Raw genomic sequence first — 16,052 nt, 5'->3', positions numbered from 1 at the left:
GGCAATCATGGCTAACAACTTTCCTGGCCTGGCGGGTATCGATCAGGGCATATTGGACGATGAGTCCAAGAACAACGCACCGAACGCACAGAGCGCGCTGCCTGTATTGAAGTGGAACGCTGCGAATGGTTATCAGGGAGCGCCTGCGCCGTCGCCAGCAGCAAAGACAAACGACAATACATGGTTCAAGCTGGGACCTGTCACAATCACGAAAGGCTTTCCCGAGGGCAGTGCGCCGGCACCAGGTTCGCCGATGGCGCTTGCTGATGCAGGCATTCCACACCCCGATCTATCGAATGTCACGGGCAGCGTCGTCACCCAACGCTCGAGGCCAGCGCAGCGAGAAGCTGCAACGCTACAGCGGGCATCTCTCAGTCTGCCCAGCGTACCCACGGTTTCGCCGGGGCCAGCCGCGCCGGGAACCGGTGTCGTCGGTGGCTGGGGGGGTGATGGCTTCTCTGCTCTCGATTTTGGCAACGGATCACCGAACGCCAACACACTCACGCCAGCGCAGGTAGCTGCGGCTGCGCCACAAGCAAAGGCCTATCTCTCGCGAGTGGCCAGCGCACCCGTTGATCCCACGACGGTAACGAATCCGGCTGCCGTGGTCCGCGGCCCGCAACCATCCCTGGCCAACGTCACGGGTGCCGTGCAGACGACGCTTGGGCCACGACCTTCACTGGTCGATCAAGGCGTAACACTGTCAGGTGGCCGCCGCTTGAATTACGGCGCGATGGTCAATGGAGTTCCCACCTTCAGTGATGGCAGTTCGGGCATTCCTGGGCGCGCAGGCAGCGTGCCACGCACGATGACGGATGCCGACATCCAGAACCTCGGCTCGCAACTCAGCACCTACGACCACAACGCAGGTCCACTGGCCAGCGATGCGCTCGGCTACACACCATCCACGGACCAGCGAGTCGCTACGCTCGTGCGCAATATGCAAAACGCCGGCACCGGCTTCACGCCCAGCGCATCGGATTACGCGCGCGCAAATGCGGCCGATATCGCCAGTGGCGACTGGCGAAGTGCTGCCGGCACCGTGGCACACAACCTCGGCGTCGATGCGCAATCGGGAAGTAGCGAGAACCGCAGAGCGGCATTGCAGCGGCTCGGCCAGTACACCAGTGCCGTGAACCAGGCCGACACGCTTGATCAGGATGCCGCCACCAAATCCGCACAGCTTAGTCAGCAAGGACAACAGGCATTGCAGCAGGAAAACCTGCGCGGACAGTACGGACTGCAGGAAGCCATGATGCCGGGCAAGCTCGCTCAGCTGTATCGCGAACGACACCCGCTCACGCTCTCCGACGGCACGATTGCCACCATGGATCCGATCACTGGGGACGTGCGGACGGCCACGTTGTCGAATGGCCAACCGGCGAAGGCATTCCAGCCGAAGGATGATGCAGCGACAAAGCGTACGGATCAGGTCACGGACGATCTCAACAAAGCAGCACTCGAATTCGGCAAGAACTTCATGCCAACAAAGGATAAGCCCGCACCCACGGCATCCGACTATTCCGCATGGCGTATGCAGGCCGCGAAGACGATGGGTCTCCCGACGGCGACGAATCCGAAGACCGGACAGAGCGTCGTCAACATCAATGGGCAGTGGGTGGCGCTCTAATGGCCAATAATCTCCAGCCACCATCTGGCTTCATGCTTGACGACAACGGTGGCAGCAACGGCAGTCCGTCACCAACGCTTCGGTCGCCTACTGCACCACCAGGATTCGTCTTGGATGGTGCATCGGCCGCCGCAACGCCCCAGGCTCAGCTGAAGCCACCCTCCGGCATCGGAGGCTGGGTTCGCTCTCAGTTGCAAGGCACTGGCCAGCAGGATTACGGGCAAGGTCTCGGCTATCTGGTCGACAACCCTGTCACACGTGGTCTCGGTGGCGCAGCCAACAGCGTCGCCACCGGCGCGGCCGAACTTGCGCAGCGCGGCGTAGGCGTCGTCAGCCCAAGTGGCGAAGCATGGTTGAAGCGAAACGTTACGACACCGCTGGCGCAGCGGCAGGCGCAATTCGAGGCACCGCAAAGCGCAGGTTTGGGTTCAAATGTCACGCAAGCGCTATCCGGTCTTGGCGCGCAAATCTCGGCCGCGGTGTTGAGTGGCGGCGAGGTGCCAGAAATGGAAGGGGCAGCCGCCGCGCCAGGCATCCTGTCGAAGGTTGCGCCGTACCTAACGCGTCCCGCACTACAGGGCGCCGCCACACTGGGCCTCACGCAAGCGGGCAGCGAAGCCGCGCAGCAAGAAGCTGCTGGGCAGCAACCCGAATCCACGGCGGCACTGTTGGGCAAGGGCTTGTTCGACACCGCCGCCAACCTGGTACCGATGGGTGGCCGCGGCAGTGTGTTGAAGCGCGCTCTCACCGGTGCTATCGCTGGCGAAGGAGTCAACGAAGCGCAGAACCTGGTCAACGGCCAGCCGGTCGGTACCGGCGCGCTGCTATCCACGGCGCTCGGTGCGGGCCTTGGACTGGTGCCGCATGCCCATGTGCCATATCCCGAAGCGCAGCCTGGATCGATGGCTGATGCCGCCAACACCATTGCGGAATCCAATGCGCGGACCTCAACGCTTCAGCGTCCATCGTTGAACCCCACCGAGGCATCGCCTGCACAACCTCAGGCAGGAGCAGCGCCGGCTCCGGCAGCAGAGCAAACGTCGCAGGCGTCCAATCGCGTAGCCCCAGCTGTGCCGCCATGGATCAATCCCGATACGGGCGAAATCACAGCACCGACGAAGGATCAGCTCACGCAAGCTATGGCAGACCACATGGCGGCGCAGTACGCGGCGACGGACGACATGCGCATCGTTCCAACGCAGTTGGCCCGCGAGTGGAATGTTCCGCAGACCGATGTCGCCGCAGCGAGGAAGGGCGCGCTCAAACTGGCGCAGGACAATCTGGCCTCGGCGGAGCGCGCAGCGATGCAGCCTCGCACGCCAGACGCGGCGCCGGAAACACCGGGCGAAGCTTCGGCGGCAACCAGCATGCTCGGCACGAGCGGCGATAATCCCGGTCAGCCGCTGCACCCATGGACGCCTGTGGACAACACCAAGCGCGTGCCGTACGCCGGCGGCGTAGCCAGCGATGGGCGCACCATCTATCTCGATCCTGCGCTGCCACAGAACGTCAAGGTCGATGGGAAGGATGTGAACGCGCACGATGCCGTGGCGTACCACGAGAGTGTCGAATATCCGCTCATGCATCTCACTGCGCCGATGTCCGATGCGGATTTGCAGGGACTTGCCGAACGCGCTGGCTTGAAGTCACCCGACGAGCTGCCGCCACAGGTGCTTTCCGATCTGAAGGAAGGCAAGAGCCTTGACTACGGCCCGGCGCACGACATCGCGACGCTGTCCGAGAACAAGTACGTCGCCGATCACTACGGCGTTGACCCTGAGAAATATCAGGCTGCGCTTCAAGAAGGGATCGACGCCGCACGCAAGGAAGCGCCTGGATCTGGCCAGACGCCAGCGGATCTCGATGCGAAGCCCTACGTCAACCAGGGCGAGTCTTCACTCGCCAATGGTATCGAGCCAACGACCGCCGATGCCGCCAACGAAGGAGACGGCCATGCCGCAGAAGTACGAAGCGATCAAGCAAGCGTTCCTGAAACGTCACATGCCGATGGAAACAGCGGAGCAGAAGGCAGCGAAGATCTACAACGCCCAGCGCAAGCCGAATCAGGCGCCAGTAACCAGGTACAGCGACAAGAAGAAGTAGCCGCCAAAGAGCCCAAGACTGAGACCCCGCCTGTTGGCGGGGTTGCTGCTTCTGAACGGAAGATTGTGCGTAAGCCCGACACCGCGGCCGAAGACGCACGCAGCGTGCGTGTGAAAACGCCAGAAGGCGAGGTCAACGGACAAGCGCACGTCGATCAGCTGATCAGTAAGGGCTACAACAAGCTGCAGAGCGTTCGGGCCGGCGACAAGCTGGTGCATAGCCTGGTCAACGATGCAGGTGATGCGCAGCGGCTGAAGGCCAAGCAACTGCGCTATGCCGAACAGGCAACCGAACGCGCCCGCCCACAGGCAGAGGAAAGCCCTTCGACGCCGGCCGAAAAAGTGGAATCAGCTGCCGCCCAGGCCGCCCTCTCGCCGCACAACGATCTTCCCGAGCCGACGCAAGCCCAGAAGGAAGCAGGCAATTACCAGAAGGGTCACGTCTCGCTGCACGGTCTCGACATCAGCATCGAGAACCCGCGCGGTTCGACCCGCAGCGGTCAGCGCGAAGATGGTTCGACCTGGTCGCACGAGATGTCCGATCACTACGGGTACATCAAGCGCACGGAAGGTGCCGACGGCGAACATGTCGATGTGTACATCGGACCTAAAGCGGAAAGCACGAAGGTCTACGTGGTCGATCAGCTCGACCAGAAGACGCGCGGCTTCGATGAGCACAAAGCAATGCTTGGCTTCACGTCGAAAAAGGATGCGATTGCGGCGTACAAGTCCAACTTCGATAAGGGCTGGAAAGTCGGCCCCGTACATGCCATGGACATGGACGAGTTCAAGGACTGGTTGAAGAATGGAGATACCACTCGCCCAGCAGCGGAGCGCACGCCAGAGCCTGAACCGGTAAAGGTGACCGAAGCGCCCAAGAAAGAGAATAAACCATCCGTTGCAAAGGAAGCGCCAAAGCGTGGTGGTATCACCACCAGTGGAGCGAAGGCGCGGGTCGTAGGCGGCAAGCTTGAATACATTCCAGGTGCGCGCGAGACCCTCGAAGCGTACTTCAAGCCCGGCAAGATCGTTGCGGCGTATGCCGGCAATGATCGTGTTCACTCGTTTGACTGGAACAATGGAAGCTGGAGCGTAAAGGTCCAAGAGGTCGACAAAGATGGCAACCCTCTGCGTGATCGCAGTGGTCGCGAAGAACCCATCCGCTCGCACAGCACCATGCCGAACAACAAGGAATTGTTGAAGGTGCTGGGACCTCCCAAGCTGCCCGAAAAGGCGGCGAAGGCGGCAACGAAGCCTGGAGAAGCTGCGCCTCTGTTTCGCAAATCGGCAGAGGTACAGGAAGTCACCGATGCGCAGCGCGATCACGAGGATCGCATCAACGACACCGTCGCCGAGCTTACAAAGGACTGGAAAGGCAACGACCTGCCTGGCGTGCATGTCGTGGCCACGGCCGACGAGTTGCCGGCGCGCTTCAAGACCGATCCCGGCTACAAAACGGCGAAGGGCGCGTACGACGGCAAAGGCATCTGGCTGGTTGCCGACCGTCACCCCGATACCGACGCCGGCCGTGCCGATCTGGCAAAAACGCTGGCGCACGAAGCCATCGGTCATTACGGCATCGATCGGATCGTCGGCCGCGAGCTGGGCGCCGATGCATGGCAGAAGATCCGCGATAGCATTGAGGGCCTGGAACAGAAAAAAGCCGGCGGCGACGCCATGCAGCGCGTGCTGGCTGACGTGCACAAGCGCTATCCCGGCGTGGATGCCGACACCTTCGCGCGGGAAACGCTCGCGGTCATGGCGGAGAAGGGCGTCCGCAATGGGCTACTTGATCGCGTTGTCTCGGGCGTTCGCCAGTTCCTGCGCAAGGTATTGCCGAGCCTTAAATTCAATGATGCCGAGCTGCGGCAGCTGCTGGCCAAGTCCAAGGACTTCCTGGAGCACGGCGAGTCCTATGCCGAGCGCGTGCAGGGCCGGGCGGCCATGGCCTTTTCACGGGATGGCTGGAGCGAGGACTTCCCCAACGTCGTGACCGCGCACACGCCGGGTTTCGTACGTGAGCACCCGGAATATGCCAAGGCTAAAGCGGGCGACGGACCAGCAGCCATGCTTCTGGCTAAGGATGCCGTCACCGACGAGTTCGTCGCCAAGGTCAAGCGCTCGCTGCCCGAGGACGTGCACGATCCGATCGTGGTGCCGGTGGAAGCGCGCGAGGCCTCTGGTAACAACAAGATCCCGGCCGCCGCCGCCGAGCTGCTGGCGCACAAGCTCGGAGGCGAGGCGAACCACGAGATTACCCAGCTGGACAAAGTTTCCCGAGGTGGTTCGGGCGCCATGCATCGTCTGGCGAACCAGCCGCGCTTTGGTGGCGAGGTTGAGCGCGGCCGCTACTACATCCTGCTGGACGACACACTAGGCCAGGGCGGCACGCTGGCGCAGCTGAAGACGCATATCGAGCGGGAAGGCGGCCGCGTGGTGCTGGCCACAGCCTTGACCGGCAAGGACTATTCCCGCAAGCTGGCACTGTTTCCCGATACTCTCGGACAGGTACGTGAACGCTTTGGTCGCATCGAAGGATGGTTCAAGCGCGAATTCGGTTACGGCTACGACGGCCTTACCGAATCCGAAGCGCGCACCATGCTCACGTACGACGGCGGACGTCTGTCACCTGACACCCTCCGAGATCGAATCCTTGCGAAACGAATTCCGGACCTTCGGGGCTTGGGCGAGGGCCCAGCTGGCGATCGATCCGGAGCTGAAGCATCTGGCGCAGGAGAGCGAGGAATATCCGACGCATCCGCCGGCGAGCATCAGCCGGGCACGTCGCGAAGCCTGGGCGTAACCGACAGCCCTGAGTTCAAGAAATTCTTTGGTGACTCGAAGGTCGTCGACAGCGACGGTAAGCCGCTGCCGGTGTATCACGGCACTGGCGAGGATTTCTCGGTCTTTGACAAGAATAAGAGCGGCGAGGCAACCGGCCACGACACTTCACCGCTCGGCCACTACTTCACGCCTGATCGCGCGCTAGCAGAGCGCTACGCGACGAACGCCAGCGAAGGGCGTCCAGCCGACCAACGTGTTGTGGATGCGTACCTGTCGGTGCAGAAGCCCTACGAGCTGCCACTGAAGGACGCGCAGGCGATCAAGTCCACGGAACAAGCGCAGGCGCTCCGCGACAAGCTGGAAGCTGAAGGCTACGACGGCATCCACGTGCCCGAATCGGATACCTGGGTGGCTTTCCATCCGGAACAGATCAAGTCAGCCAGCGAGAACCGCGGCACCTTCGACAAAGCCAATCCGAGCATCTACTTCCGGCGTGATGTGGACGACAGCGGCGAGCCAGAAGAACCCGGCAAGCCGCGGCGACCCTTCAGCCAAGCGGCTGCTTCGATCGAGTCGATGCATGAAGCGCTTCCCAAGCAGGATGCAGGTGTTATGCAGCAAGCAAAGGATTGGATCAGCGGCAAAGCTCGCGACATGGAACCGGCAGCATTGGGTGCGTTGCAGTTGCGCCATGTGCTCGAGCTGGCGAGCGATGTTGATGTGCTCAAGAGCAATGCGCGCCGTTACGGCGATACCTTCCAGAAGATGGATGGTGATCGCAACAAGATGATCACCGACGGCGCAGAGAAGGCGCAGCGCCTGCAGAAATGGGCGTTCGAAAGTGGCCCGGCTGGCTGGCGCGGCAAACTGAAAGCGGAAGCCAAGAATCTGTTCCAGTTCATGCACCAGGTGACGCAGCTGGGCGTCGATCCCACGGATGCGTACGAGCGCTTGCTGATGCGCGACAGCCGCGGCGAGCAGATGCCGTGGACCGAGCCGCTGCGAAAGGAACGCATCAAAGAGCTGCAGGGCCAGATGCGCGGCCGTAGTGGCGACGATAAGCAGGCCTTCGTGGATGAGATCAAGGACCTGAAGTCACTGCCCTCGCGCGAGCGCACGCGTCAGCAGAAATATCCCCAGTTGGTCGCCAAGTGGAATGCTCTATCGCCGCAAGCCAAAGAGATGTTCGGCATGATGCGCGATCACTACCGCGAGCAGTCGGAAGACCTTCAGAAGGCAGTCGAAGAGCGCATCAACGGCCTGGATATTCCCAAGCAGAACAAGCTAGCGGCGATCGCCCAGATCCGGCAAAACTTCGATGACGCCAAGGTCAACGGTGTCTATTTCCCACTGATGCGCTTTGGCGATTTCTGGATCTCCGGCCAAACCAAGGATGGCGAGTACTTCTTTGCCAAGTATGAGAACGCCAAGCAGGCCCAAGAAGCCGAGCAGCGCTTTAAGGCATCGGATGCCGAGATCGAGCAGGTAGGGCGCCAAGACAACACGTACCGAGCGAAGGAGGCGCCCAGCGGTTCGTTCATCCGTCAACTGACTGATCACTTGGCGAAGAGCGGCGCACCGGAGCGAGTGGTTGACGAGATCAACCAGATGTTCCTCAAGACGCTGCCGGAATTATCGCTGCAGAAGCGAGGTATTCACCGCAAGAACGTCGCCGGCTATACCGATAACGTGCCGCGCGCTTTTGCCAGCAGCGTCTTCCATGGTGCTCACCAAATCTCGCGCATGCGCTATGGCTGGCAACTCGGCGACACCATGGAGCAGATGAAAGCCCGCTTGGATGCTTGGCGGATGACCAGCGATGCCAATGTCGCCAAGGCGTCGCACGCTGATGCACTGATGGGTGAACTGCGCCGGCGCAACGACTGGATCCTCAATCCCAACAACAGCAAACTGGCCAGCAAGCTATCGAGCATCGCATTCGCGTACCACCTCAGCGCAAGCCCGGTATCGGCCATCACGTACCTGCTGCAGATGCCGCAGATCGTCCTGCCGGTACTCGGTGCACACCATGGATGGCCAGCCGCCATGCGTGTGCTGGGCGCGGCAACGCGCGATGCCATTCGCACGGGTGGCCACATCGATCGGGTCCTGCAGGGCGAAGAGCTGCTGGCGCACAAGGCGCTGCAGGCGCAAGGCACCTTCCAGCGCACCGGCACGCACACACTTGCGGGCCTGAGCGAAGGGGACCTGCTCAAATCGAACCCAGCGTGGGCAAAGGTCATGGGTGCGGTGAGCTACATGTTCCACACCAGCGAGCTGATCAACCGCGAAGCCACCGGCATGGCCGCCTACCGGCTTGGACGCATGAAGGGGCAGTCCTTCGAGCAAGCCGTGAAGTACGCCGACGAGATGACCAACGGCACGCACGGCGACTACAGCAACGCCAACCGTGCCCGCTACATGCAGGGCAACCTGGCCAAGATCGCCCTTCAGTTCAAGAGCTACGCCCTGGCAATGAGCTGGCTATGGGGGCGCAACTTCTACCAGGCGTTCAAGGCCGAGTCGCCCGAGGTACGCGCGGTCGCACGCAAGACGCTGACTGGACTCACCGGCATGACGGCACTGCTCGCCGGCGCCATGGGTTTGCCCATGTACAACGCGCTGAAGGCCGGCGGCAACGCTGTCCATGCCGTGACGGGCGACCCGAACGAGCCCTGGGATTTCGATACGGAGTTCCGTGGATGGCTGGGCGAGCACCTGGGCGACACGGCGGCCAGCCTGATCGCCGACGGCGCGGCCAACAAGCTGGGTGCTGATATCGCCGGCCGCACCAGCATGTCTGATCTGTGGTTCCGCGATGCCGATCGGCAACTGGAAGGCGAGTCGGCGTACGACAACCTGCTGGAGTCGATCGCCGGACCGCTGGGTGCCATGGTCAAGAACATGTACGTCGGCGCGCAGCAATACAACCAGGGCAACGTCTGGCGAGGTGTCGAAACCATGATGCCGACGGCTGCCAAGAACGCGATGAAGGCCATGCGGTACGCCAACGATGGTGTGAACACGCTGAAGGGTGACCCGATCGTGCCAGACATCAGCGTGCCGGAGGACCTGATCCAGGCCATGGGCTTCACGCCCACCCGCGTGGCGGACCAGATGCGACTCAACTCGGCGCTGGAGAATTACAGCCAGCAGATCCAGTCGCGGCGCACGTCCCTGATGAATGCGTTCGCCATGGCCACGGCCGCCGGCGACCAGGATGGGCAAAGCGACGTGATCTCGAAGATCCAGGACTTCAACCAGGCTAACCCTGAGATTGCCATCAGGATGAGCGCGCTACGTGACAGCATGCGCACGCGGGCGCAGCATTCGGAGCAGGCCGTCAACGGGATCGTGCTGAACAAGCGGATCGCCAGCAGCGTGCGGGAAGCGGTGGGAGTGGACCAGTAGTCACAGACGCGGCAGTCGTGGGGCGCCGGCACCATGGCCGAGATCCTGCGCAGGTAGGCGTTCCCAGTTGAACGTTGCCCAGCGCTCGAACTGTCGAATAGCGTGCGCGCGGCTCGCGTAGCGGACCACGAAGTCGGGCCGGGTACCACGGCCGCCGGGAAAGATGGTAGCCATCCACCGATTGTCGGCCGAGCGCGTCACATAGCCGAACATGATGGAGTAGATGGGTGATCATAGGCGTGCATGCCAGGTGTCCAGCATGGTGCCACCAAAGCCAGAGCGGTCCCATTCGAGTTCCACCGGCAGGGATGCATGACCGCGCCGATCACCCGGTTCCAGCAGTCGATGGATGGTGGTGCGCTGCTCGTCAATATCCATGGCGCGATAGCGTACGGCGCGCCGTCTCAAAGGTAGCGAAGGGACCCATTTACCCCGTAAAAATATTCGGCAAATACTTGATATGCCTGGACCGACAGGACCGCTAAACCGTAAAAATATCAATCGCAAGTTGATGATTTTTAAAGTAACTGTTGGTGACTCTTAATCAATTGGTCGTAGGTTCGAATCCTACACGGCCCACCAGCTAAACGAGGCACTCAGGGTTTCCTGGGTGCCTTTTTCTTTGCTTGCGCTCCTGCGCGGTGCGGTCAGCCTTCAGGCTGCGCAAAGCAGCGAGTCCAGCGTAAGGCGTCTTGCCTGCGGCCTGTCGATCACCCGGCCTTTTACTTAATCACCCAACCCGGATAGCGAATTTGATCGCTTCGCCGGGAGGGGCGGCAGGCAAGCTCGATTTATATGATAAATACCCAGCCGATCGACCGCGCGCCTTGGCGCCGCGGGAATTTTTGCTTGCTAGCGGTGAGAGGGCGTCGTGCGTAGATCCAACATTGCATTGCTCAGTCTGGCGTTGTCTTTCGTCGGCGCAGCTACTGTGGCCAACGCCGCACCGATGGCCACGCTCGACCGTCATGGTGCGTGGGTGACGGTTGAGGCCTACGGCCCCAACGTCGTCCACGTCACGATCGCCGCCGACAAGGCCGAGGCGCTGAAGGCCCCGGGCTACGGCATTCTGGCCAACCACGCTGATAACTCGACCTTCCATGAAACGAGTGATCAGGGCGGTGACACGTTTGCGTCTTCGGATTTGACCCTGCACGTCGATGCCGCGCCGCCGCCGCACACGCCGGGAGTGATGGAGCGGTACTTTGCGCCGGAGCTGGCGCCGGTTCGCTTGCAAGTGAAGAATGCCAAGGGCGAAACCGTCGTCAACATGATCGACTGGAACATGTCGCCGCATGAAGTGGCGGGCGAGGCCACTTATCAGGTGGGTGCTACGTTTTCGGCGCCGGCGGACGAACACTATTACGGCATGGGCCAGAATCAGGGCAGTCTTGGTCCGCTCGATTTGCGCGGTCGTGTGATCGACTGCCAGCACTGGTATGACGCACCGAGTGGCGAGACGGTCTGTGTGCCTTTCATGGTGTCGTCCAAGGGTTACGGCATTATTTGGGACAACCCGTCCGATACGCGTTTCGTCGCCGGTATTCGTGGCCGCACCAGCTTCGAGTCGAAGGTTGGCGAGCGCGTCAGTTTCTTCGTGATCACCGGCGATACGCCGGAAGCGATCTATTCGGCCTATGCACGGGTGACCGGCAAGACGCCGATTCCGCCCAAGGCTGCCTTCGGCCTGATCCAGTCCAAGGCGCGCTACGCCAGCCAGGCGGAAGTTTTGCGCGTCGCGCACACCTATCGTGAAAAGCACTACCCGCTCGACATTATGGTGGTCGACTGGTTCTATTGGACGCACATGGGACAGCTGGATATCAATCCCGCTGAATTTCCGGATCCCGATGGCATGAACAAGCAGCTGCATGACATGGGCATGCAGTCGATCATATCGATCTGGCCGCGTTTCGAACGTGCCAGTCGTTATTTCAAGGAGCTTGATGCCAAGGGTTATTTCCTGAAGGACAAGCACGGAAAAACGGTCGATGGCTTGCCGTTCCGTTCCGATCGTGCGGGCGCATTGATCGATTCGACCAACCCTGCGGCGCGGAAGTGGTACTGGGAGCATGCGCGCGACAACATCCTGTCGCACGGCTTTGACTACCCGTGGCTCGATGAGACCGAGCCGGACCTGGTGCCGGATGGGTTTTTCTACTCGATTGGCTCAGGCGACCGGTATCACAACGTTTTCCCGCTGCTGCATGTGGAAGGCTTCGCGCAAGGCATGCGCGCCTGGAAACCTAACAAGCGCGTGCTGATACTTTCGCGCGCTGCCTATCTGGGATCGCAGCGTACCGGTGCATTGTTCTGGTCGTCGGATATCGATCCGACCTGGGAAGCTTTGCAGCGCCAGATTCCCACGGGCCTCAACATGACGGCATCGGGTATTGCCTATTGGGGAAATGACATTGGCGGTTGGCAGTACCTGCCGCAAACGACCACTGCTACCAAGCCACCGTTGCTTGACCCATCGGATGCGCGCGATGTGGTGGGCCAGAACAACGATTATCCGGAACTGCTTACGCGCTGGTTCGAATACGGTACTTTCTTGCCGACGCTGCGTTTGCATGGCGACCGCAAACACACGGAGATTTGGGCTTTCGGCCATCAAGCCGAGGCGATCATGGCGAAGTACGATGCGCTTCGCTACCGGCTGATTCCGTACATCTACAGCCAGGCCAAGAAAACCTATGACACGGGCGCGCCGTTCATGCGCGCGTTGTGGATGGATTTCCCCAACGATCCCAACGTTGCCAACATCGGCACGGAATACATGTTTGGCCCTGCGTTCTTGGTGGCTCCGGTCACCGAGCAGGGTCAGACGGAGAAAGAGGTTTACCTGCCCGCCGGCAGCGACTGGTACAACTTCTGGACCAATGAAAAATTGACCGGTGGGCGTTGGGTCAAGGTGGCCTCGCCCATCGATCAGATTCCCGTGTTTGTCCGCGCGGGTTCGATCGTGCCGTTGGGCTCGGCGATCCAGTCGACGGCGTCGAAACAGTCCATTGCCGAGATTCGTGTCTATCCAGGCAAGGACGACGATTTCGCCCTGTATAGCGACGACGGTACGTCATACGGCTATCAAGCGGGCAAGAGCACCACGACTCAGCTGCATTGGAACAATGCATCGGGTGCTTTGAGCGCCACCGGTGGCGATGAAGCGTTCGACAGGACGGCTTCCAGTCTCGTCAAAGTGATCAAGTAAACAGAGGAAGGCCACGCAATGGATGCCTGGCCTTCAGCCTGTCCTGGTCTCAAGCAGCAAAGGTGAGGGCAGACTGCATTCCGGATGCATTCGGTTGAGGCTGTAGACGGCCCCCGCCAATCCCGTCATCAGGCCCGGCGTGAAGGCATCGCGCGCCATGCCGCCCACGATGCCGCCGTGTTCCTCGATGGCTGAGACGACGCGCGCCACAGGATGGATGGCATCCAGCCGGCAGCCCTCCGGATCCCATTGCGCTGCGCGCACCAGCCATTCGCACAGCGAGAAGTCGCCGTGGCAGAGCGTGTGGCTGGAACCCCATTTGCCGCGCGCGGTGGCAACCGCGCGACGCAGCGTATGCAGGTGTTTTTGATCGCCACTGCGCGCATAGAGATCACCCGCAGCCAAACCGATACCAACGCTGCCGTAGCACCAGTTGTGGAAGCTTTCGCGACGTGCGCCTTGTTGCGTGATGAACCAGTTGCCGACGGTTTCGTCGTATTGCTCGTGCGGAAGGCGGAAACCGCGTTCCGCTATGGCACTCCAGCGTGCACGATCGGCATCGTTGCCTGCATCGGCCAACACGAGCCGGGCTATTGACCAAGCGATTCCCATCGACCCATGCGCGAATCCGCCGATCGGATCGGGCGTGCGCATGGTTGGCCAATAGGCAGCATCACCGGTGACGACGGCGGTGGTGGTGAGGTGATCGGCCGCGCGTGCGGCCAGATCGAGCCAACGCTGTTGGCAGGTCGCTTCGGCCAGGCCGATCAGCGGCACGATGGCGCCCGATGCGCCGCCGAGAATGTCGAACGCTTTATCGCCTTCAAAGCCCAACTGCCCCAGCGCTTCGCCGAAATGTATGGCGCGATCGAGGCAAGCGGGGTCTCTTTGCAGATGATGCAACGTCAACCATGTCCAGATCTGCGCGCCGTAACCGGTAAAGCCGCCGGACAGTTCCTGCTGTTCTTCGGCTTCCATCGCGCGCAAAACCTGCAGTGCTCCTGACAGTGTTTCTTCAACACCCGCCACGGCATCGGCGCGATTCGCAGCGGTTTCGTGCAGATAGCCTGCCAGCGCAACGGCCACCCCGGCCAGGCCGAAATACAGATCCGTTGCCAGCGGTTGCACTTGCCAGCCGGCGCGGTTGATTTCCGGCGTGATCCACGTCACCGAGTGATCCTTGCCGCGCACGGAAAGCCGCAGCAATCGCTCGACGGCTTCGGCAGCCAGCTTGCGTCGGCGTTGGTCCAGCTGATCGGCATGCGGATGGCACGCGGCATAGCGGCGTGCGCTGCGCGCGTCCTCGGGTTGATCTTCGGAAAGATTGAGGTGCGTGGCGACCAGTGCGCTGCGAATGGTGAGTTCTTCCAACTCCAGGCGCATGGCGCGCCAGTCGGCCAGTGCTTCATCGATGCGCGTACGCGTCAATGGCGCGGCGAAAATGGGAATGTCGCCGTAACACAAATCGGCAATCTCCGTATCTATTTCTGCCAAAGCGGACGGTGCCTGCGGCAATACGGCAGCATTGCGTGCTAGAAGATCGCGGGCACGCTCGATGGCTTTGGGCTCGTCGTGCAACGAAGCGGGGTGCCAAAGCATGCGCCCGATTTCCACGTAGGCCTGGGTCGGGCGACGAATGTCGCGCGCCTGGCAATTTTCAAAATCAGCCAGCAGCGGCGCGAGTTCGCCCCGTGCATCCAATTGCCGTAACCGTGTCGTTGCTTCGAGGAAACCGTCGCTGAGCTGGTTCCAATATTTTGAAACGTCTGGCTCAGGACTCGGGTGATTCTGCGCGGGCAGCAAATCGGCCTTGATAATGTCGAGCCGTGCAGCCGTGGTGCCTTCTTGCGCGATCACTGGCACGTGCACTTGCGGTTGTTCGCCAGGCAACGCGCCGGCCGCAGACATGTCGACGCCGAAGAAACCCAGCGCCGGTGCACGATAGGGAACAATGCCGGTGCGCAGTACTGAATTGCGGATCAGTTCTGCCGCCACGTCGAATGCATCGCCATAGTTTGATGGCGCGGCTTTCGGCATCATCGAGAACAGGCTTTCGACGTCGACTGCCACGGGCACCGGGCCGCAGGCGATCAGGTTTTCATGGTGAATGTCCGTGCCGCCGAGTACGCGCAGTATTGCCAGCCATGCCCCCAGGTTGCGATAGAACACACGTAGTTCAGCATCGTTGTGACAATAGCGATGAGTGATGAATTCGGCCCAGCCATGGTCGCCGCAATCAATCACGTCAGGCACGCGTATCCGATTGGGATCAGCGCCAAAGACGCGCGACAGGAATGTTTCGAGCACGCGATCGATTCGCAGCGAGCGCGGTTTGAAAATGACTTCACCGCCATCCAATGTCAGCTTCGCCACCGACTGCCCGCCGCCGTGCAAATCGCCTTGGCCGAGGCTCAAGCCAATGAGGGGCCCACGCGGCTGACCTGGCAGTTGTGCAAGCTTGTTGCGATCGGCCACGAATCGTGCGACCAGCGCTTCGATCGCATGGCGTTGCGCATTCAAGGCGCGCGAGAGACGTGCGTACAGGCTTGGGTAACGCTGATTGAGATGTGCAAGGAAAGCTGGCTGTCGAGCGCCTTGCACGAATTGAGCAAAACGACCCGCATCGTCGGGACATGTCAATTCGCCCGCGCGCTTGGCAGCGTGCAATTCCAGCAACAAGACGCGGCTGAGTTTGAAGCTGGCATTGGCATTGAGCGCTTCTTCCGCGGTGTGGCGAATGAGCGCTATTTCATCGGGTGACAGTGCCGCAGCAAGTTCGGCAAGCCGCGCTGCGAACATGGCTCGAATCGGAGCGGTAAAACCCAGGATGATTGGCGCAAAGGAATCGGGAGCACTCGTTTCGGTCGTTATCGACACAGGCAGGTTCCTTGCTGTGGTCGTGGAAAACCGCAGA

General features: G+C 61.2%; 6 protein-coding genes. 3 read left to right on the top strand and 3 right to left on the bottom strand.

What is annotated here, in order from left to right; all coding sequences use genetic code 11:
- The first annotated feature begins 7 nt into the window (after positions 1–7).
- Both V7M64_RS02280 and V7M64_RS02275 read left to right on the top strand, forming a co-directional pair.
- The gene (locus V7M64_RS02280) at positions 8–1,630 is read left to right on the top strand and encodes a hypothetical protein (RefSeq protein ID WP_333676736.1); all 1,623 of its coding nucleotides are present in this window, start codon (positions 8–10) and stop codon (positions 1,628–1,630) included.
- A 110-nt stretch (positions 1,631–1,740) separates the two neighbouring features.
- Positions 1,741–9,927, top strand: coding sequence for a PLxRFG domain-containing protein (locus tag V7M64_RS02275; RefSeq protein WP_333676735.1), 8,187 nt, complete (start codon positions 1,741–1,743; stop codon positions 9,925–9,927).
- On the opposite strand, the gene V7M64_RS02270 is transcribed toward V7M64_RS02275, so the two are convergent.
- A complete protein-coding gene (locus V7M64_RS02270) occupies positions 9,928–10,101 on the bottom strand; it encodes a hypothetical protein (protein ID WP_333676734.1) in 174 nt (57 codons plus the stop codon).
- A 57-nt stretch (positions 10,102–10,158) separates the two neighbouring features.
- Positions 10,159–10,305 (bottom strand): hypothetical protein, encoded by a 147-nt coding sequence (locus V7M64_RS02265; RefSeq protein ID WP_333676733.1) that lies wholly within the window; start codon positions 10,303–10,305, stop codon positions 10,159–10,161.
- A 493-nt stretch (positions 10,306–10,798) separates the two neighbouring features.
- Between V7M64_RS02265 and V7M64_RS02260 the strand changes: the two genes are divergently transcribed.
- The gene (locus V7M64_RS02260; RefSeq protein WP_333676732.1) at positions 10,799–13,138 is read left to right on the top strand and encodes a glycoside hydrolase family 31 protein; all 2,340 of its coding nucleotides are present in this window, start codon (positions 10,799–10,801) and stop codon (positions 13,136–13,138) included.
- 33 nt (positions 13,139–13,171) lie between these two features.
- Here V7M64_RS02260 and V7M64_RS02255 read toward each other — a convergent pair whose 3' ends face one another.
- Complete coding sequence (locus V7M64_RS02255; protein ID WP_333676731.1) at positions 13,172–16,015, bottom strand: type 2 lanthipeptide synthetase LanM family protein; 2,844 nt, start codon at positions 16,013–16,015, stop codon at positions 13,172–13,174.
- Between the last annotated feature and the right edge of the window lie 37 nt (positions 16,016–16,052).

It is taken from the genome of Dyella sp. (assembly GCF_036746095.1).
Taxonomy (GTDB): domain Bacteria; phylum Pseudomonadota; class Gammaproteobacteria; order Xanthomonadales; family Rhodanobacteraceae; genus Dyella_B.
Note: the sequence above shows the minus strand (reverse complement) of the source record. Positions and strands in the feature narration are given on the sequence as shown.

Coding starts and splice junctions, on each gene's coding strand:
- V7M64_RS02265 (WP_333676733.1), bottom strand. CDS start 10,305: ATGGATATTGACGAGCAGCGCACCACCATCCATCGACTGCTGGAACCG.
- V7M64_RS02270 (WP_333676734.1), bottom strand. CDS start 10,101: ATGGCTACCATCTTTCCCGGCGGCCGTGGTACCCGGCCCGACTTCGTG.
- V7M64_RS02280 (WP_333676736.1), top strand. CDS start 8: ATGGCTAACAACTTTCCTGGCCTGGCGGGTATCGATCAGGGCATATTG.